Source organism: Ignatzschineria cameli (assembly GCF_003121895.1).
Taxonomy (GTDB): domain Bacteria; phylum Pseudomonadota; class Gammaproteobacteria; order Cardiobacteriales; family Wohlfahrtiimonadaceae; genus Ignatzschineria; species Ignatzschineria cameli.
The window spans coordinates 161,020-180,952 of the sequence record NZ_QEWW01000001.1 but is presented as its reverse complement, the minus strand read 5'-3'; the positions used below and the strand labels follow the sequence as shown (position 1 = coordinate 180,952).

Genomic DNA, 19,933 nt, shown 5'->3' with positions numbered 1-19,933 from the left:
AATTGAATCATTTAAGAATACCTTAAAAAACACCTTAAAATTATACTTCAGAATCGATGATTGAATTCATCAGAATCCAGTCATTAGAGGGTTATTCATTATGGTCACTCTTGCATTCTCTTTTACACTTCAAGCGCTCTGGCTCACACTCTCCCCCTACTCCCTAACGACCACGCTCTCTATCACTCAATGGCTCATAATTTTGATTCTTTTGCTTTGCTGGAGCATTAACTATCGCCCCCGCCTCTATAATCGAATATTACAACTGGAGAACGATCTTCCCTTAAAACTCTCTACCCCGCTCAATCTGCTGAAAGAGAGAATCCGGCAGTCAGCACTCAAGGGTACCTACTTTTATGCTCAGCGCAATATACAACATCAACTTCTCTTTCTCATCGCCGGCATTCTTCTAGCAACGCCACTCTATCTCTCTGAACTCAAAGGGTATCGTACTATTTTACAAGCGCTTCCTATTGAAGTAACGGCATCCTATCAGGTAATTTACAATAACTCTCCTTATAGCACGACAGTAAAGCTTCTGAATGTAGATCAGATCATGGATGATGATAGGGACCCCAAGCGTCAAATGCAGCTCTTGTCTGCCCTTAAAAATGCACAACTACGAATCTATTCACCCCCTAAAAAGATCAAAAACACCCTTCAAAAGGGAGCGATCTATCAAGGAAAATTAGAGTTAAGAGCGCGTTATTTTCGCTCTATGCCGGGAGATCAGCAACGAATATTGCGACCCTTGGCGCGAAAAGAGATCGGCTATGGCAAATTTACCTCTGAACCTAGAGAGATTCATAAGCCCTCTCAAATTGAGAATCTACGGCAAAAAATATCCTCCTCAATGCTACAGCAGTATGGAAATGGGGCTTATATGAGCGCTCTATCCGTAGGAAAAAGCGAGGCCTTAACACAACATGATTGGCAGATCTTACGGGAGACCGGCACTATCCATCTTGTCTCTATCTCAGGGCTACATCTCACTTTAACCGCCTTTTATGCTTTTATTCTCTTTCGAATCTTTTTTGCTTTGATCGGATGGCGCTCCCCTGCTCCTTATAAGCTTGCCGCCCTAATTGCGATCGGGGCTGCTTGGAGCTATGCAACGCTTGCCGGCATGAGTCTACCTACAATACGAGCCGCTATTATGTTTACCATCGCCATGATTTCACTCTTAATAGAAAAACCGATCTTTACACTCAACAGTGTCGCCCTAGCACTGCTTACCATTCTCTCGATTTGGCCACTTTCACTCTTCATGCCGGGGTTTTGGCTCTCCTTTATAGCAGTTACAATCTTAACACTCACTGCTCGCGTGGTGAGTTCCTCCTTAAAAGGACTGATTATTTCACAACTTATCATCTCGTTACTCTTGATTCCCTTAACGGCTACTTTTTTTCAAGAGATCTCGCTTATCAGCCCACTTATCAATCTTTTTGCGATTCCCTGGACCTCCTTGATGATTATGCCGCCCCTTCTTCTAGGAACACTTCTTCTTCCGCTCTCTAAACTTTTTGCCACCCCTTTCCTCGCTTTTACCAATCAGAGCATCACCTTATTGCGTTATGCTATCGAAAGCGCGGCTAATCTCCCTTACGCCTCAATAGAGACGCCGGCAATTACTTTAGAGATCGCTCTTATCGGAACGCTTATTCCGCTTTGGCTACTCGCTTTGATCCCCAAAATTAAGCGTAAAAAGTTAGAAGATCACCCATTAGGAGCACCATTCGATGATGCTCAAAAGAGGTATTATAAAGATACTCTCCTACATACCATTCAACGCATCAATTTTCGCCCCGCTATCACTTCGATGCTGATACTCTCATTCGGCACCCTTCTTTTTATACTCTATCAACGAGGCTACATTACAACATCGGAAATAAAACAGGATAGTAACACCACAATTGAGAGATTAACGCTCTACCAATTACCTGTCGGCGAGGGGCTATCCTTCTATTTAGAGTGGGGAGATAACAATCTTCTCTATGATAGTGGCAATCGCTTTGGTGCTTTTGATGCCGGCCGGGATGTAATTATTCCCTTTTTAAAGAGAAGGGGAATCGATCACCTTAAGACTTTAATTCTGACTCAAAATAAGCAACAACATATTGGTGGAACGCGCTCACTTCGAGAAAAAATTTCGATCGATCAAATTATCGCTCATAGAACGGTTAGCAAAATGATCGATCAAGCAGAGGAGTGTCAAGCACTCTCTTATCACTCACCAATATTATCGATTCAACCTATTACGTCTATTGATTCGAGTTGTGCCTATCGCATTCTCTTTCAGAATCAACTTCTTCTCTATCTTCTCTCCGATATTACCCAATCTGAATGGCGTAAATTTACAGATACCTTGCTCCAACAAGATCTAGCAATGCCTAATATCGAAACATTGATTCTGCTCTACCCCAATCAAGGAAGAAGTCGCTTCAATGTCGATCTTCATCAAGCTCTTCAGCAACAACTGCCCCATCATCGAAATCCACAACAAAAAGAGGAGAATAATCTTCATTCGATTATTCTCCTCTCAACAAAGTTCCCTAGAAAAGAGCTTCGCTCAATAGATAAAACTAAATTTTATAATGGCTATTTTGGCGCTATTGAGATCATTCTCACATCAGCTTCTACTGAAGCTAATCAACAGAAGTTAGCAATTCAAGTTCATCATTATGCCGACTCAGAACGTTATTGGTGGGCACAATATTCATATAACCACTAATAGTACTGAGATTACGTACTGAGATTACGTACTGAGATCACTGATAGTACTGATATCAACTAACATCCATCTCTCTTGATTAATACTCTCTTAACTCATATAGCAATAACGCATCATATAATGCACTATTATCTACCACGCTATCTGTAAGTCATTAATAGACTTACAGATTAACCTGCTAAATTAATATGCCCCTGCTCCCATACCATCTGTAATCAGATTGATTTTATGATTTTGTAAAATCTCGGTAATATCATCGGGAAGTGGCTGATCTGTAATCACCTCATCAAAATGTTTTAATGGCAACGAGAAGTAGGTATTAACTTTGCCATATTGTGTACTATCAGCAACAAGCACCAGCTTCTTAGCAACATCGGGAAGCGCCTTTTTAATAGGAACTTTATCCTCAGAAGTTGCTGATAAACCGCGCTCATTCCAAGAGGTTGTAGAGACAAAAGCAATATCGATTAGATAATTTCTAATCCCCTGTGCCGCCCCCTCACCTACACTACAGTGAGAATCTGGACAGACCGTTCCGCCTGTATGAATCAACTTCCCTTTCCCATTCTCAATAAGATAAAACATGATGATAAAATCATTTGTAATAATTGTTAAATCATCACGCCCTTTGATCTCTCTTGCTATGGCTAAAGTAGTTAACCCTGAATCTAAAAAGATACAACTATTGATAGGAATTCTTGCTGCAGCAAGTAGTGCAATCTTTCGTTGCCCCTCTTCGTTTAAGGACTCTTTTACTTTATGTGTTAGTTGTGTCGACAATTTCTCCGCAGCTTTAACGCCCCCAGAGACAGTGACCACTTTTCCTTGACTCTCTAACTTCTGAAGATCTCGGCGTATCGTCATATGTGATACGCCTAAAAGTTCTATCAACTCATTAATAGTTGCTATTCCTTTTTCAGCAACAAGTGCCAAAATTGCCTCATGTCTTTCGACAGGAATCATTCTTTACCCCCTTATTTTAAACGTCACTTTCTCTCTTCAAAGTAGCTACTTTTTAAGCACATCTGCTCCTCTATGTCACATTATCCTGCAACATATGGAAAAACGTTTAATTAAAAATAAATCCACATCTAAGAGAGATATAAACTACAAAATAGATACTTATTAAATAATTACTATCTCTTATTCACTTATTCTGTTATTCACCTATTAATCTATCTAATAATAGATCAATTGACCCTTAATTATTTTCAGAGCGATCTTCAGAGCGTGTCGAAATGGCTTATTAAGGTGTAATACCCTTTTCAGATAATATTGAATATTCCAAAAATTGATCGCTACTACTTAAAATTGAAGCAATTAGCTCAATGATTAGAATAGAGCTCAAACCCTATTAAGTTATAATCAGCACAATAATCAAAAACTCTATTTTATGTCGACATTATTATCGTCAATAATGTCATCAATATCGATTGATCAATATTTCATATCATATATTATAATACTGCAATATCATTCATGATAGCGACCCAATCTTCTCTTTCATAGTCTCATCTAAAGTTATATTCCAATATAGTTTAAATGGTGACTACTAAGCCCTATCTTATCAATCATTTAAGATCACTTAAGATCATTAAAGTTGATAAAGATAGCACCAAGAGATGATTGAATATCTCTCTCAATACCCCTCTTCTTGCTTAAAATGTAAGAACCGATCTTTACATACAAGCAGGTGAAAAGGCCCATTATTATCTGAATCCTAAAAAGAGAATAATGAGATCTCGATGGTATCAACAGTATCGATATTAAGATAGAAATTAATAAGTGTATGTAATCAGATAAGTAATCAGTAATAGATCAATAAATAGCAAACAGTTGCCTTCACATAAAACAACATTATTTAACCATCTATTAACATAATTATTTATCTCTGATATTACATACAATATCAGAAATCAATATAAAAAATATAGCAAAAATAAAAATAATGCGGAATAGAAAGGCCTAGCAATTTTCATTACTAGGCCCTTTTTCTCTCTTAACAAACTCAAAATATTGTTAAGATATTATTATATTTGAAAGATTTTTGAAAAATTTAGCTCAATTTCTGTTTAATTAACTCATTGATCATTGCCGGATCAGCTTTTCCTTGGCTCAATTTCATCACTTGTCCAACAAAAAACCCTAAAATTTTTGTCTGACCTGAACGATATTGCTCCACCTGTTTCGGGTTTTTATCGATCACTTCATCTACCCAAGCTTCAATTGCGCTACTATCGGTAACTTGCTTTAAGCCCTCAGCTTCGATAACTGCATCCGCACTCTCTCCGCGCTCAACCATCAACGTAAAGACTTTTTTCGCAATATTATTCGAGATTGTCTTATCTTCAATTCTTACTAATAATCCGGCAAATGCTTTGGCATCAACAGGTAATTGGGTAATCTCTAAACCATTTTCATTAAGGTAAGCAGATACATCTCCTAATAACCAGTTAACAGCCATCTTCGCATCAACTTTCAATGAAAGAAGTGTCATAAAATAATCCGCCATAGCGCGTGATTGCACAATAATCGATGCATCATACTCTGAAAGATCATATTCGCTCATTAACTTCGTTTTTAAAGCTTCTGGCATCAACGGAAATGCATCCTTCACTGCCGCAATTCGCTCATCGGAGATAATGATCGGTAAAAGATCGGGATCATGGAAGTAACGATAATCATTTGCTTCCTCTTTTGCTCGCATAGAGCGTGTCTCATTCTTATCAGAATCATAGAGACGTGTCTCTTGCGTAATTGTCCCGCCCGCTTCTAAAATCTTAATTTGACGCGCAACTTCATAATTGATCGCTTGCTCAATAAAACGGAAAGAGTTGATATTTTTCAACTCTGTACGGGTTCCTAATGGCTCACCCGCTCTTCTTACCGAGACGTTTGCATCACATCTAAAAGAACCTTCCTGCATATTGCCATCACTAATATCGAGCCATGTGACGATCTGATGCAGCTGTTTGAGATAACTAATCGCCTCTTCTGCAGAACTCAAATCAGGCTCAGAAACAATCTCTAAAAGTGGGGTTCCTGCACGGTTAAGATCGATCCCAGTCATTCCCGGAACCTCTCCGTGACGTGAACTTCCCGCATCCTCTTCAAGATGAGCACGATTGATGCGGATCTTCTTCTCCCCTGATTCTGTCTCGATCATTAGATAACCATCATAGACAATTGGCGCATCTAATTGACTTGTCTGATACCCTTTCGGAAGATCGGGATAGAAATAGTGCTTCCGCTCAAAAATAGTTCGCTGCTGAACTTTGGAGTTTGTCGCAATCGCTAAACGAATCGCTTTATCGATCACGGCATCATTTAATAATGGCAAAACTCCTGGTAAGGCAATATCAAAGATTCCCGCCTGTGTGTTGGGCGGTTGTCCATAAAGTGTGCTACTACCAGAAAATAATTTTGTTTTTGTTGTTAACTGAGTATGGACTTCCAGTCCAATTACAACTTCCCAACTCATTGAATACCTCTCATCATACTTATAAAACTGAACTGACCACTTTGCACCCATCAATCTTTAATATAAAACAAAGATTTCCTATGCAAAGTTTGCTGGGAGTTTTTGGTGCCACTCACTATTTTTCTGATATTGATGTGCTGCAGCTAATAGTCGAGCTTCATCAAATGCACGCCCAATGAGCTGGAACCCTAATGGCAGACCATTACTAAAACCCATAGGATGGCTTAATGCAGGTAATCCTGCGAGGTTTGCACCAATGAGATTGGTATCAAATAGTGAATTTTGAATGCTTGATGCTTGATGATTTTGACTATACGCAGGGCCCGCAACAGTCGGTCCGGCAATAAAATCAACCTCTTTTAGAAGCGCTTGATACTCCTCACTAATTAAGCGACGAATCTGCTGCCCTTTAATATAGAAATCTTTATAGAGCTTCTCAGTCTTAGCATATGTTCCCATCAAGATTCGGCTCTTCACCTCATTGCCAAAGCCCTCTGAACGGGTACGGCAATAGAGCTCTTCTAAATTTTGAACATCTTCTGCACGGTAACCGAAACGGATTCCATCATAGCGCGCAAGATTACTCGCTGCTTCTGCAGGCGCAACAACATAGTAGACCGGCGTAACAAGATCATGATATTTCAACTCAACTTCTACAAACTCTAAACCTAGTTTGCGATAGATATCGAGCGTCTCATCGATCGCTTTTGCCGTTGCCGTATCCATATCTCCTTCAAAGAAGTTACGCGGAAGAGCAACTTTTAAGCCTTTTAATGGCATCTCTAATAATTTAGAAAAATGGGGTAATTCAACCTCCATAGAGGTAGGATCTTTTTGATCAAATCCGGCCATTCCCTCTAAGACAATTGCACAATCTTCTGCGCTCTTCGCTAAGACTCCCGCTTGATCTAAAGAGGAAGCAAAGGGAACTAATCCATATCGAGAAACACGACCATATGTTGGTTTAATGCCAGTCACGCCACAAAAGCTTGCAGGTTGACGAATAGAACCACCCGTATCTGAACCGGTTGCGGCTAAGACTAAACCAGCGGCAACGGCGGCTGCAGAACCACTTGAAGAGCCTCCCGCAACATGATCTAGGTTCCAAGGATTATGAGTAATACCATAATAGCTCGTTCCCCCAGTTGATCCCATTGCGAACTCATCCATATTCACTTTTCCCAATGAGATAGCGCCATGCGCTTCTAATCGCTCTGCAATTGTTGCATCAAAAGGGGGCGTATAATTACTCAGCATCTTTGAGGCTGCGGTAGTTAAGATCCCTTTAGTAGAGACTAGGTCTTTATGTGCAATAGGAATCCCTGTTAATAGCTTTCCTTCCCCGTTCTTTAGGGCAGCGTCTGCCTTTTCCGCCCCCGCTTTTGCTTGATCAAAAGTTGTTGTAATAAAACTATTGATCTGCGAATCATATTTTTCAATTCTATCTTGAAAATATTGTGTAACTTCCGTCGCTGAAACTTCCCCTTTCTCTAACTGAAGGCGAAGTTCTGAAATTGTTTTTGTATGCATGATAACACTCTTTTATTCAATGACTTGAGGAACAAGATATAGACCATCTTCAACACTTTGAGCTAACTTTTGCAACTCATCGCGCTCATTTTTAACTGTCACGACATCTGCTCGCAAAGTCAAGGTGGCATCAAAGGGATTGGTCATCGGGGCAATCCCCTCTGTCTCGACATCTCGTATTGCACGAATCACTTCCGCCATATTCTCAAGACGTAATTTTTGCGCGTCAATTCTATCCTCACTAATCTGCAGGTGGGCTAAAAAAGCTAACCACTCTACTGTCTTATCATCTATTTTCATCTTCTAACCTTTCTTTTGCCGTAAGTGAACCCTCATCTTTCGAGCCTTTCTTTACTGAGCCATCTTCATCGCTTTTCGAAGGCTCATCAGAATGATCTTCTGCCTTTTTCTCCTCTTCATCGAGAGGTCTAACATCCTCATCAAAAAGGATCTTGTAAGCAGGACCTTCCATATCATCGAATTGGTCTGAGCGAACAGCCCAAATAAATGCATAACCTGCCACCACCATTCCTACTAAAGTGAGCGGCAGTAATATAAATAGCGGACTCATTGATTTCGGCCCTCCCTAATTCTGAGTGTATTGCCTACTACTATTAATGAGCTTAAACTCATTCCGAGTGCAGCCATCCAAGGCAAGACAAATCCTGTCATTGCGCAAGGAATAGCAACGATATTATATAATAACGCCCAAAAGAGATTTTGCGTAATAATTTTATCAGTTCTTTTCGCCAATTTAACGCCCTCCACCAGCGGCATGAGATGTTGATCGCTCATCAAAATCATATCGGCTGTAGACTGTGCTAAAAGTGCCCCCTGACCTATGGCAATTGAGACATCCGCCTTAGCCAAAACAGGCCCATCATTAATTCCATCCCCTAACATTGCTACAATAGCGCCTTTTGCTTGCAATGCTTCAACACAGGCCAATTTACCCTCTGGAAGAAGATCTCCCCGAGCATCTTCAATCTGCAACTCCTGATTAAAGAGATCCACCGTTGTTTGTCGATCACCACTTAAAATATGTAAACGGTAGCCTTTTGCTTTTAAAGCTGCAATAACCGCTTTAGTATCATCTTTCAATTGATCTAAGAGAGAGTAAGCCGCTAAGAGTTGATCATCGATTCCCAGTCCAATCCATAAACCGGAATCAAATTTCCCCTCATGCTCACTAAGATCAAACCAATCGAGCCGACCAATTTTATAGTTGACACCATTGACTTCACCTTTAATCCCACGACCTACAACGTTTTCAATTAGATCTACAGGATAGAGTTCAACCTCATTCTCATGCATCCATTCATTAAAACCATAAGCGATCGGATGATTAGAGGTTGCCTCTAAGCTTGCGGCGATCTTAGTTAGTTCAAATTCACTATATTGATCGGTATAGAGCAATGTCTCATTGATGGTTAAACGCCCTTCTGTCAAAGTTCCTGTCTTATCAAAAACAATATCGGTAACTTTCCCTAACGTTTCTAAAGCACCAGCACGTGTCGCTATCAAGCCTTTTTCAATAATCGCTTGATTACCCGCGCTTAAAGCGGATGGGGTCGCTAAAGCAAGCGCACAAGGACAAGAGACTACTAGCACTGCGAGAGTAACGCCAAATGCAGTAGGAGCATCTGCTAAAAAGTACCAGACAGTAAAAGTACCCACACAGCAGAGTAAAAGGCCAATCACAAAATAGGTGGAGATAATATCGGCGAGCTTCGCAATTTTTGGTTTTTCACTCATCGAACGATCGATTAAACGAGACATTTTAGAGAGAACTGTCTCCGCGCCAACAGTTAAAACTTCCATACGCAATGGTTGCTCATAATTGACAGAGCCACCAATCAGGCGATCACCTTGATGTTTTTCAAGTGGCAAACTCTCGCCTGAAAGAAGTGACTCATCCACCATAGCGATCTTATCAAGCAATATACCATCAACTGGAATACTATCTCCCGGTTTAATCAAAAGAATATCACCGACATTTAGTCGATTAGTTGAAACTAACTCTAAGGAGCCATCTTCTGCAATTCTCTCTGCAAAATTGGGCTTCAATTTTAAGATATCATCAGAGATCAATAGAGATTTATGGCGAGCACTTGTCTCCAATACCCTCGCCCCAAGAAGAAGGAAAACAAACATGGTTACCCCTTCATAGTAGGTCTCACCTATCCCCATGTAAGTATTATAGCCACTCCATAGCGTACCGGCGATAACGGCAATCGAGATATTTACATTCATTGTTAAGCGACCACTTCTTAAGTCATGGTACATCGCTTTATAGAAGCTGCGACTCGAATAGGTGGCACACGGAATAGTTGCAAAAAGACTAAACCACCGCAATAGATGATAGGAGCTCGCGCTCATATCTTCCGAATAGTGGCCAAAATAGAGGGCAACTGAGATTGTCATCACCTGCATAGAAAAGAGTGCCGCGATACCAAACTCCATCAAGAGTGATCGCCACTCCCTCTTTAAATTCTTCTGCTCTATCTGTTCATCATAGGGCGTTCCTTGATAACCTAAATTAAGAATTTCGATTAATATTTCAGAAATTTTGACCACAGATGGATCAAAACTTAAATGAGCTCGGTGGGTCGTTAAGTTAATATCAAATCGCTCAACCCCCTTTATGCGTTTAATACTATTTTCAAGTAGCCAAACACATGCCGCACAGGTGATTTTATCGATAATGAGATAAGCTTCAAAAATATCTTTGCCCTGTTTATTTTTTGTCTTAGTAATAAATTGCACGGCAACATCGGGGTGATCATAAAAATGCATCTGCTGACGCAATTCATCAGGGATAAGATTGGGCGCTGTATCCGGTCTTTCGGCCGCCTCAGATCGAAAGTCATAGTAACGAGTCAATCCTGTCTGATCGATCATCTCTGCAACAGCCTTACAGCCGGCACAACACATCGGTTGCTCTTCAGATTGAATCATTGCCATAAATGGTGCCTTGCCCTTAATGGGCAACTCACAATGGTAACATTGTAACTGGGTAGCCTTCTCACTCATTAAAATTTCAACTCCACTAAAATCACACCTATCTTAAAACCTAGAGAATAGTATAAAGCATCCGCCCCCATAACAATGATTTAATCCTAGTCAGTAACCTTAAAGAATCATATTTATATGAATCATATTTCTGCTCAGCTGAAGCTCAAGCATCAAAGAATGACTTACTGAGTAAATTTAAGAGGAAAATGAGATAAAGAAAAAGAGCATTGCTGCTCTTTCTCCAATAACTCTACAGTTTTATAGCTTTAATTTCACTCACATAAAATCTAGAATAGAAAATCTAAAATGAGATCACGATCATCCATCATCAATGGACTCTGAGTCGCTCTTCTAGCTCACACTCCATTTCAGGAGGACAATTTACTAAAGTGCGCCCCACTAACTCGTGACGGTCATCTCCGCGGAAAATATCAAGTTCCAAGCCCCACGGACCGACTCTAGGGAAGTTAATAGGTACAGAATATAATCCAGGTTCAGACATCTCTAAATTAAAATCTCTATTGAGTTCCTGCTCTGCAGAACGTGTAAACTTCGCAGTAACTTCTGCATTCTCTAACGGTACGCCATCCTTATCTAAAAGCTGTACAACAAAGAAGTTATCTTGATGCGCAAATGGAGTTTCAGCAAAACCAAACTTCACCTGCCATCCACGCTTCTCTTGCTCTAATAGACGCTTCTGATAGGCATTATAGTAAGCCTCTTTTTTATGATAAGCATTAGGAACTTGTCCTGGGAAACGTGTACTTACAAAAGAGTCTTCAGCATTACTCTTAAAGATTAATCCCTTCTCAGCCATCACAACAAATGCCCCATTTTGAATCGTCAACACTAAGAAGAAACCGAGTATCGTAATCGGTGCCCAGTGCATACGCTTTCCATCTTTATCTCGAAGACTTTTCATTCCGCCGGAAGCGATTAGATAATAGGCAAATGAAGTGAGTAAGTTACAGGTAATGTAGAGCGTAAAGACATCTCCACCCCGCCAGTGCAATATTGAAAAGGGAACAACAACTGCGATCCCCATCAATGCTGTAATGCTTGCTGCCTGTAGTGGCGTAAATCTTAGTAGCCTGTGTAGAATAATACAGGCTACTAAAACTGATACGATACCGAGCAGCATAATTGCTACAGTTTCATTCATAGACTTAAATTAATCCTCTTTTATCTCTCAAGAAATATTGCTTTCATCTTCTGCTTATCAATGACATCCCCCGTCTCAGGATCAGAGACAGTAATATCAAATGTTACTTTCGGAATAAAGGCAACACCCTTATCTTTACGAACTGCCGCATTAAGTGCGACTCGCTCACCTGGCTTCAAGATAATATCATTGAAGCGCATTGCCAATTCATAGCCCGGATCTTCTACCGCGACATGAATTTTTTGCGACTCAAGCGTCAAGTTATTAAACTTCAATTCGTAAGTATTCTGAAGGCGCCCATCACTCAAAAGTGTTGGCGGTTTACGGGTTGACTCAACAATATAGTGTGCAACATCTCGGTGTGAAACACTCCACGCTAAAATCGCAGCAACAATGATGATTACAATACCATAACCAATATTTCTTGGTGTAAAGTAATTGGTCTTTTTCCCTTCTAAACTATTTTCAGAGGCGTAACGTATTAAACCTGTTGGATATTTAAGACTCGTCATCATATTGTGACAAGCATCGATACAGAGCCCACAAGTGATACAACGATAGTTAATACCATCACGAATATCGATACCCGCAGGACAGACCTGAACACAGAGATCACAATCAATACAATCCCCATAGCCTTCCTCAATACGTGTATCACGATCTCGTAATGCCTTAGTGGGTTTCGCTCTACCTTTTGTTCTCTCACCACGCGCTTCATCATAGGTGACAACAAGTGTATCTTTATCAAACATCACCCCTTGGAAACGAGCATAGGGACACATATAGGTACAAACTTGCTCACGAGAGAAACCTGCCATAATAAAAGTCGCCGCAGTAATAAAGGCAATCGTACCATAAGCAGCAAAAGGAGCCTTACCAATAAATACAACTTTAATCAGCTCTGGTGCCGGCATCCAATAGGAGGTGAAAGTAAAACCGGTCCATGCGGCAAAGATTAACCAAACTAACCAAGTTAAACCAATTTTACTAAATTTTTCTCCAGTCCATGGCCCTTCATGTAGACGCTTACGCGCATTACGATTACCTTGGATAACGCTCTCAATCATAATAAACGCGTCGGTCCAGAGTGTTTGGAAGCAGAAATAGCCACAGAACACCCGTCCTAAAACAGCGGTTACGAAAAAGAGTGAGAACGCAAAGATCGCTAGGACACCCGCCAACCAAAATATATTTTGAATATCAACAGGAAGACTAAAGATATAGAAGGTCTTTGCCGTTAAGTCAAAGACGACAGCTTGTCCTGGCAGCCCCGGACCTCTATCCCATGGCACCCAGGGTAATAGGTAAAATACAAGAAACGCTAATGCTAAAACGGAACTCTTAAAAGTTCTAAATTTCCCCTTAACACTTCGCGGATAGATGGGAATACGTTTTGCATAAAGTGAATCACCACTTGGAGTTGTATTGTTCTGCTCTGATAGATTATTTGCCACTCTCTTCATCCTTTATGAGCTAATGATTATAAGACCTGTATTATAACCAAATTTGATAAAAATCTTAAGTGTTCCCAAAAAGGAAATCGCTTTTTACGTTCTAAATCAATAAAAAAGCCCTTTATATCACTAAAGGGCTTTCTAATACCTTCTTAAGTAGAGGTCTATTAGTAGAGAGCTACATGGCGACGATACTGACAAACAGCTGCCATCTCGCTCCCTTGGAGCTGTAGACTTCTTCTATTTATTGATTCGACTCTTCCGCACTATTTCCACCTAATTGGTGAACATAAACAGCTAATGCACGAATCTGCTCTGGACTTAAACGAGACTCCCAAGCTGGCATCACACGATTCGTCGTATTAGGATCTACCCCATCACGAATTTGTGGAATGATTGCCGCAACCTTCTCTTCTGGTGTCTCTTTAGAGTTAATATCTACAATCTCCCAGATCTGATCCGTTAAGTTAGGCGCACCAAGAAGCGGATTACCTTGAGCTTTACGTGGATCTTTTGTGAAATCTACGTGACAAGTAAAGCATGCACCCTTACCAAAAAAGAGCTCTTCACCACGTGATGTCGCTTCATCAGGAGTGTAGTTATTTGAGAGTGTTAAGGTATATTTAGCAACATCTTCAATCTCTTGAGGTGTCATAGTCAATTTACCTGCAGGCATGTTACCACGACGTCCTTTCGTAATTGTCTCTTCAATCTGCGCTAAACTACCACCCCATAACCAGTTATCATCGTTCAAGTTAGGATAGAGGCCAACGATCCCTTGTGCTTGCGGACCATGACATGTCGCACAGTTATCAACGAATAAGGTCTTACCCGCATTCTCTGCAAACTTGATCATATTAGGATCATTGATAATCTCTTCCTCTGTTTTAGCCATCAGCTCAGAGAAGTGTTCATGTCGTTTTAATGCTTCAGGAGAAGATTGCAACTCATTCACAAGTCTAGTACGTGTTGTCCAGTGAACTTTTACACGCTCCATCTGTGCATTATCTGCATCTTCCACATCCACTAAAAGATCACCAGATTGTTGAACAACGGGGCGTTCAATTTCAACCTTATAGATCCCTTTACTATAACCATTTGCTAATGGCCAAGTTGGAAAGAGAATCCAGTAACCAATTGCAAATATAATAGTTCCGTAGAAGGCATACAACCACCATCTAGGAAGAGGATTATTATACTCCTGAAGGTCACCGTCCCATACGTGACCGGTTGTTTCTACCTCTGCGTTGTTTAAATCTTTCTTATTTGTGTTTTCACTCATTATTTTATTCCTCAGTCACTTTGACCATGAAGAGATCTTTCACCTATTTGTGTCCATTGCTTTGATCTTGAGTTTTATCTTTCTGCTCTTTTTGATCAAAGAGGAACTCTTCATCATCCATAAATGGAATATATCGATACTCATCAAATCGTTTTTTCCGAGCTTTACCGGTGAATGTGTAGATGATAATTCCGATAAAGACAGCAAAGAAAATAACAGCTGCTACGGTTTTACTATTACCTAAGTCTGTAAACCACATAAAGAAATCCATCATCACACATCCCCCTCTAAATTAACGGAATTCACTAAATTCGATACCCTGGTCTTCCTTAAACTCAACCATTGTTCCTAATACCTGAAGGTAAGCAACAATTGCATCCATTTTAGTGAGACGATCAGGATTCATATCGTAATTTCCTGCAGCTGCTTGTGCTTCTAAGTTTTGCGCCGCAAGGTCAATAACAAGCATATTGGCAACATCAACGCCAAAGCGCTCTATATTTGCTTGATACTCCTCTTCTGTCTTCGAATAAGGAACCCCAGCAATACGCGCTGCACTTAAATGCTCCTTAACGTCAGCATAGTAGAGGTCATCTTCAAGCAACCAAGGATATTTAGGCATAATTGACGCAGGTACACGGCTCTTAGGATCAACTAAGTGGTCAACATGCCACTGGTTATCCATCTTACCCCCCACACGAGCAAGGTCTGGCCCAATACGACGTGATCCCCATTGGAATGGCTTGTCAAATTGAGACTCAGCTGCTAACGAGTAGTGACCATAACGCTCATACTCATCCTGCATCGGACGAATCTGTTGTGAGTGACAGTTATAGCAACCTTCCGCCACATAGATATTACGACCTAAAAACTCTAACGGGGTATAAGGACGGATCGCATCTACTTCACGCGTTACCATTACCGCATTACCATTTTCATCGAGAACAGGTTGGAAGTTTTCATCAAGCTTCACTTCTGTAACGCTCTTCTTCACCTCTTCAATCGTTCCATCAATATAGAAGAGAGGAACAATTTCGATCAATCCACCGATACTAATGACGGCGAGTGTGAAGAGAAGTAAGAGCCCTGTATTTTTTTCTAAACGTTCATGTTTAATCATTAAAATTTTCTCCTAATTACGCATGAGCTTTTGCATCAGGGATTAACGCATTGTTATCCGCTTGAGCACGAGTACCTACAATCATTGTCATTACAAAGTTAATGATCATAAGAACAGCACCCAATAAGAACATGCCACCACCAATTGCTCTGAAGATATACGGAGTATGCATAAACTTAACTGTTTCAATAAATTCGTATGCAAGTGTTCCATACTCAGGGTTAAATGCACGTAGCATCATACCTTGACCGATACCTGCAACCCATAAAGAAACAATGTAGATTACAATTCCGATCGTCGCTAACCAGAAGTGAGCAAAGATCATGCGCTCGCTCCAAATCTTACCACCAAATACACGTGGAACCATGTGATAGAGTGACGCAAATGTAATCATCGCAACCCAACCTAAAGCACCAGCATGAACGTGACCTACTGTCCAGTCTGTATAGTGAGAGAGTGCGTTAACAGAGCGAAGACTCATTAATGGTCCTTCAAATGTACTCATACCGTAGAAGGAGAGAGATACAACCATGAAGCGAATGATTGGATTGGTACGAATTGAATCCCATGCACCTGACAAGGTCATGATACCGTTAATCATTCCACCCCATGAAGGAAGAAGAAGAATAATTGAGAATGTTGCAGAGAGTGAGCTCACCCAGTCTGGTAATGAAGTCCAGTGTAAGTGATGCGCACCTGCCCACATGTAGAGGAATGTTAATGCCCAGAAGTGAACGATTGAAAGGCGATATGAATAGATCGGACGACCCGCCTCTTTAGGTACGAAGTAGTACATCATACCAAGGAATGCAACCGTTAAGATAAATCCAACAGCGTTATGTCCATACCACCATTGAACCATAGCATCCTGCATACCGCTAAATACGTTATATGATTTTAAACCTTCTGCGCCAAATACAGGAATCGAGATGTTGTTAAATACGTGAAGGAGCGTTGTCGCTAAGATGAACGCAAGATAGAACCAGTTAGCTACGTAGATATGCTTCTGTTTACGACGTAATACAGTCATTACAAACACGAAGAAATACATTAACCAGATAACTGCTACTGCCCAGTCAAAGATCCACTCAAATTCAGCATACTCTTTACCTTGAGTGTACCCCATCATATAGCTGATCGGAACTAGGGTAAATACCACTGTCCAACCGATCCATACAATATATGCCAAGACCGGATATGCCAATCGTACCTGACAAGTTCTCTGTACAACATAGAAAGATGTACCGATTAGTGCAGAGCCCCCCATACCAAAGATAACTAAAGTGGTATGAACAGGTCTAAGGCGCCCGAACGTTAGTCCTGGCAAATCAAAGTTTAATACTGGCCAGGTCAGCTCTAACGCCGCCCAAAGTCCAGCAGATAATCCTAGTGCTCCAAAAAACAGAGTACTAACTACGAGCCCACGGATTACTCCGTACTCATAATGATCATGAAGACTTTTACTTTGTCCCATAGTTCCCCCAAAATTTAACAAACATCATTTTAAAAATGCATCCCATACTAATGTTACTCGAGCCATCATCTTACTAGAATCAAGCAGTTGTGTCTTGACATCTATCAATAATAAATAGTATCAAAGCAAGAAGCGCCAAGATCCGCAGTTCAGCGCATATTAAACAAGAGTTATACAGGCAAATCAACCCCCGTAATCATTTTGAATACTTTTACCGCATAGCGATCCGTCATTCCGGAGACAAAGTCTGTCACCTGCTGTACTCGCGTATATGGATCGGTACTTATTCTCCGCTCTTCACAAAAAAATTGATCCGGCAGAAACTTCAATAACATCTTCGTTCTTGCCCCACCCTTCTCACCAAACTCAACCGCTTCGGTAAAAGCCTCTAAGAGAGTCTCTAAAACTTTGAATCCTGCAATCCCCACCTCTAAAACAGTATCAGAGTGGTAGACATGTTCCTGCGAGTAGACTTTTATCGCCTGAAGAGCTTCTGTTGCCGGAATCAGATCTAAAAGGCTCTTAGTAAAACTCCCCTCTAAAATCGCTTCCTCATTCTCAATAAAAACCGCTATGGTTTGATCGATCAATAAGCCAATCGCAAAAGCCCTAAGGTATTCAACTCGATCTTTTGATCTTGTAAAGCGACTCAATTTCCGCTCAGGTAATTTTGTCGTACTAGTAATAACAGACTCTAAAAAGTGCGCAACCTGCTCACTTCCTAATAATCTTAAACGATAAGCATCCTCTAAATCTACTAAATGGTAACAAATATCGTCCGCCGCCTCTAATAGATATGCTAGAGGATGTCTAAACCAAGCCCCTTCAACTGTTGGATGTGGCATCATCGATGATGCAGTTGCAACCTCGGCAAAGAGCGATTTTTCCGATTGAAAGTAGTTAAACTTCTTAAAAGCAATATTGGGACCGATCGGCTTATTTAAGCTCGCACAAGGATATTTTAAAATAGAAGCTAAAACGGGAATTGAGAGCTGCAAGCCTCCACGGTTTGTAGAGTTTTGCAACTTAGTTAAAACTCTAAATGCTTGTGCATTTCCCTCAAAAGCTAAAAAATCTGCTTGCTCTTCCGGCTTCATCTGCGCTAAAACATCGCGACCAATACTATTACGACGAAAAAAGCGACTAATCGCCTCTTCTCCAGCGTGCCCAAAGGGTGGATTACCAATATCATGAGCTAGAGCTCCAGCGGCCATAATTGCCCCTAGATCTGCCGGCGTCATCTGAAATAGCGCATTATTACGCTCTAAGTGCTCACCTAAAAGAGAGCCAAGGCTACGACAAACACTACTAACCTCCAAACTATGGGTTAAGCGTGTGCGAACATAATCAGTCTGCGCTAAAGGAAAGACCTGAGTCTTATCTTGCAATCGACGAAAAGCAGCTGAAAAGATGAGACGATCAAAATCTTTTTGAAAATCTGTACGATAACTTTGAACGCCCTGCTTTACCTCAACTCCTAAGCGATCTTGAGGAAGCAACTCACGCCAACGAAGATGATAGTGATCCATCGATCTACTCCTTAGAGGCGCGCTCTGTTAGTTGGTCGATCGGCCATCTTGCTAACAGTTTTACGCTCTCACTCTGTTCCCCTCGACTTAGCCGCTCACACCCTAGATAGGCAACCATTGCACCGTTATCAGTGCAGAACTCAGACCGAGGAAAATAGACCTGAAAGCCCTTCTCTTCACTCAACCGCTTCAATTCAGAACGAAGATGCTTATTAGCACCGACCCCACCTGATACAACTAAATTTTTAGCACCTGTCCTCTTCAGTGCTCTTAAAGATTTCTGGATCAACGTATCTACTAAAGCTTCCTGAAAGGCTGCTGCAATATCGGGATAGTCAGCTTCTGTTGCCTCTTCTATTGTTAGTAACGCCTTAGTTTTGATACCACTAAAACTAAACTCTAACCCAGGTCTGTTGAGCATCGGACGTGGAAAATGGTAACGAGATGGATCACCCGCTTCAGCAAGTTTAGCCAGCTCCGGCCCTCCTGGATAAGGGAGCCCCATAATCTTTGCTGTCTTATCGAAAGCTTCTCCAACAGCATCATCTAGACTCTCTCCTAAAAGTTCATAATTTCCAAAATCTCGCACTAAAACTAGCTGTGTATGTCCACCAGAGACTAAAAGCGTTACAAATGGATACTCTGGCTTCTGCTCTTCTAACATTACTGCCATAAGGTGAGCCTCCATATGATTAACCCCTAAGATCGGAATATCGAGCGCTAACCCTAACCCTTGCGCATAAGTTGCGGCAACCATCAAGGCTCCAATCAAGCCTGGACCTCTTGTAAAAGCAATGCCCTCTAAATCTTGCAGGTTTATTCCTGCCTCTTCGATAGCTGCATTCACTAGTAGCGGTAATTTACGGATATGATCTCTTGACGCCAACTCCGGAACAACACCACCATATTGAGCATGAAGAGCGATCTGAGAGTAAAGTTGATGCGCTAGCAACTTCTGCTCTGCCCCATCATAAATGGCAACACCTGTCTCATCACATGAACTTTCTATTCCTAATACAATCACTTTTTGCCTCTACTCAAATGAAAATGGAGCCCCTAAAATCTTTAACTCTAAAATTTTTAAAATATCACTCACTACTTCTATCTCTACTTCTATTCTCGTGTCTATCTCTGCTCTATCTACTACATCAGAAT

Annotated in this window: 15 protein-coding genes; 1 reads left to right on the top strand and 14 read right to left on the bottom strand. The window is 40.9% G+C overall.

Features of this window, described 5'->3' with window-relative positions:
* Positions 1-100 precede the first annotated feature (100 nt).
* Positions 101-2,731 (top strand): ComEC/Rec2 family competence protein, encoded by a 2,631-nt coding sequence (locus DC077_RS00675; protein ID WP_109201403.1) that lies wholly within the window; start codon positions 101-103, stop codon positions 2,729-2,731.
* Positions 2,732-2,914: 183 nt separating this feature from the next.
* On the opposite strand, the gene DC077_RS00670 is transcribed toward DC077_RS00675, so the two are convergent.
* From DC077_RS00670 to tsaD, 14 genes are all read right to left on the bottom strand, one after another.
* A complete protein-coding gene (locus DC077_RS00670; RefSeq protein WP_109201402.1) occupies positions 2,915-3,694 on the bottom strand; it encodes a DeoR/GlpR family DNA-binding transcription regulator in 780 nt (259 codons plus the stop codon).
* 1,093 nt (positions 3,695-4,787) lie between these two features.
* A complete protein-coding gene (gatB, locus tag DC077_RS00665) occupies positions 4,788-6,212 on the bottom strand; it encodes an Asp-tRNA(Asn)/Glu-tRNA(Gln) amidotransferase subunit GatB (RefSeq protein WP_109201401.1) in 1,425 nt (474 codons plus the stop codon).
* Between the two features lie 78 nt (positions 6,213-6,290).
* A complete protein-coding gene (gatA, locus tag DC077_RS00660) occupies positions 6,291-7,742 on the bottom strand; it encodes an Asp-tRNA(Asn)/Glu-tRNA(Gln) amidotransferase subunit GatA (protein WP_109201400.1) in 1,452 nt (483 codons plus the stop codon).
* A gap of 12 nt (positions 7,743-7,754) precedes the next feature.
* Entirely contained in the window at positions 7,755-8,042 is a 288-nt protein-coding gene (gene gatC, locus DC077_RS00655) for an Asp-tRNA(Asn)/Glu-tRNA(Gln) amidotransferase subunit GatC (protein WP_109201399.1), read from the bottom strand.
* The gene (ccoS, locus tag DC077_RS00650) at positions 8,029-8,313 is read right to left on the bottom strand and encodes a cbb3-type cytochrome oxidase assembly protein CcoS (protein WP_109201398.1); all 285 of its coding nucleotides are present in this window, start codon (positions 8,311-8,313) and stop codon (positions 8,029-8,031) included. Before ccoS ends, gatC begins: the two co-directional genes overlap by 14 nt.
* Positions 8,310-10,775 (bottom strand): heavy metal translocating P-type ATPase, encoded by a 2,466-nt coding sequence (locus DC077_RS00645; protein ID WP_109201397.1) that lies wholly within the window; start codon positions 10,773-10,775, stop codon positions 8,310-8,312. The genes ccoS and DC077_RS00645 overlap by 4 nt, the downstream gene beginning before the upstream one ends.
* A 310-nt stretch (positions 10,776-11,085) precedes the next feature.
* Positions 11,086-11,919, bottom strand: a complete 834-nt coding sequence (locus DC077_RS00640) for a FixH family protein (RefSeq protein ID WP_109201396.1) — start codon at positions 11,917-11,919, stop codon at positions 11,086-11,088.
* Positions 11,920-11,939: 20 nt separating this feature from the next.
* Entirely contained in the window at positions 11,940-13,373 is a 1,434-nt protein-coding gene (gene ccoG / locus DC077_RS00635) for a cytochrome c oxidase accessory protein CcoG (protein ID WP_239990243.1), read from the bottom strand.
* A gap of 244 nt (positions 13,374-13,617) precedes the next feature.
* Complete coding sequence (locus DC077_RS00630) at positions 13,618-14,655, bottom strand: cbb3-type cytochrome c oxidase N-terminal domain-containing protein (protein WP_109201394.1); 1,038 nt, start codon at positions 14,653-14,655, stop codon at positions 13,618-13,620.
* Positions 14,656-14,698: 43 nt separating this feature from the next.
* On the bottom strand, positions 14,699-14,914 hold the full coding sequence (locus tag DC077_RS00625) for a cbb3-type cytochrome oxidase subunit 3 (protein WP_239990385.1): 216 nt from the start codon (positions 14,912-14,914) through the stop codon (positions 14,699-14,701).
* A gap of 33 nt (positions 14,915-14,947) precedes the next feature.
* Positions 14,948-15,772 carry a cytochrome-c oxidase, cbb3-type subunit II gene (ccoO, locus tag DC077_RS00620; protein WP_420810001.1) on the bottom strand — a complete coding sequence of 275 codons (825 nt, stop codon included), beginning with the start codon at positions 15,770-15,772 and terminating at the stop codon, positions 14,948-14,950.
* 19 nt (positions 15,773-15,791) lie between these two features.
* Positions 15,792-17,249: a cytochrome-c oxidase, cbb3-type subunit I gene (gene ccoN, locus DC077_RS00615; RefSeq protein ID WP_109201391.1), complete on the bottom strand. Its 1,458-nt coding sequence runs from the start codon at positions 17,247-17,249 to the stop codon at positions 15,792-15,794.
* Between the two features lie 170 nt (positions 17,250-17,419).
* Positions 17,420-18,778, bottom strand: a complete 1,359-nt coding sequence (locus tag DC077_RS00610; RefSeq protein WP_109201390.1) for a deoxyguanosinetriphosphate triphosphohydrolase — start codon at positions 18,776-18,778, stop codon at positions 17,420-17,422.
* 4 nt (positions 18,779-18,782) lie between these two features.
* Positions 18,783-19,802 (bottom strand): tRNA (adenosine(37)-N6)-threonylcarbamoyltransferase complex transferase subunit TsaD, encoded by a 1,020-nt coding sequence (gene tsaD, locus DC077_RS00605; RefSeq protein WP_109201389.1) that lies wholly within the window; start codon positions 19,800-19,802, stop codon positions 18,783-18,785.
* Between the last annotated feature and the right edge of the window lie 131 nt (positions 19,803-19,933).

Bases quoted from the DNA above. Each gene is read 5' to 3' on its own strand.
- DC077_RS00675 (WP_109201403.1), top strand. From the start codon at position 101: ATGGTCACTCTTGCATTCTCTTTTACACTTCAAGCGCTCTGGCTCACA.
- DC077_RS00670 (WP_109201402.1), bottom strand. From the start codon at position 3,694: ATGATTCCTGTCGAAAGACATGAGGCAATTTTGGCACTTGTTGCTGAA.
- gatB (WP_109201401.1), bottom strand. From the start codon at position 6,212: ATGAGTTGGGAAGTTGTAATTGGACTGGAAGTCCATACTCAGTTAACA.
- gatA (WP_109201400.1), bottom strand. From the start codon at position 7,742: ATGCATACAAAAACAATTTCAGAACTTCGCCTTCAGTTAGAGAAAGGG.
- gatC (WP_109201399.1), bottom strand. From the start codon at position 8,042: ATGAAAATAGATGATAAGACAGTAGAGTGGTTAGCTTTTTTAGCCCAC.
- ccoS (WP_109201398.1), bottom strand. From the start codon at position 8,313: ATGAGTCCGCTATTTATATTACTGCCGCTCACTTTAGTAGGAATGGTG.
- DC077_RS00645 (WP_109201397.1), bottom strand. From the start codon at position 10,775: ATGAGTGAGAAGGCTACCCAGTTACAATGTTACCATTGTGAGTTGCCC.
- DC077_RS00640 (WP_109201396.1), bottom strand. From the start codon at position 11,919: ATGAATGAAACTGTAGCAATTATGCTGCTCGGTATCGTATCAGTTTTA.
- DC077_RS00630 (WP_109201394.1), bottom strand. From the start codon at position 14,655: ATGAGTGAAAACACAAATAAGAAAGATTTAAACAACGCAGAGGTAGAA.
- DC077_RS00625 (WP_239990385.1), bottom strand. From the start codon at position 14,914: ATGTGGTTTACAGACTTAGGTAATAGTAAAACCGTAGCAGCTGTTATT.
- ccoN (WP_109201391.1), bottom strand. From the start codon at position 17,249: ATGGGACAAAGTAAAAGTCTTCATGATCATTATGAGTACGGAGTAATC.
- DC077_RS00610 (WP_109201390.1), bottom strand. From the start codon at position 18,778: ATGGATCACTATCATCTTCGTTGGCGTGAGTTGCTTCCTCAAGATCGC.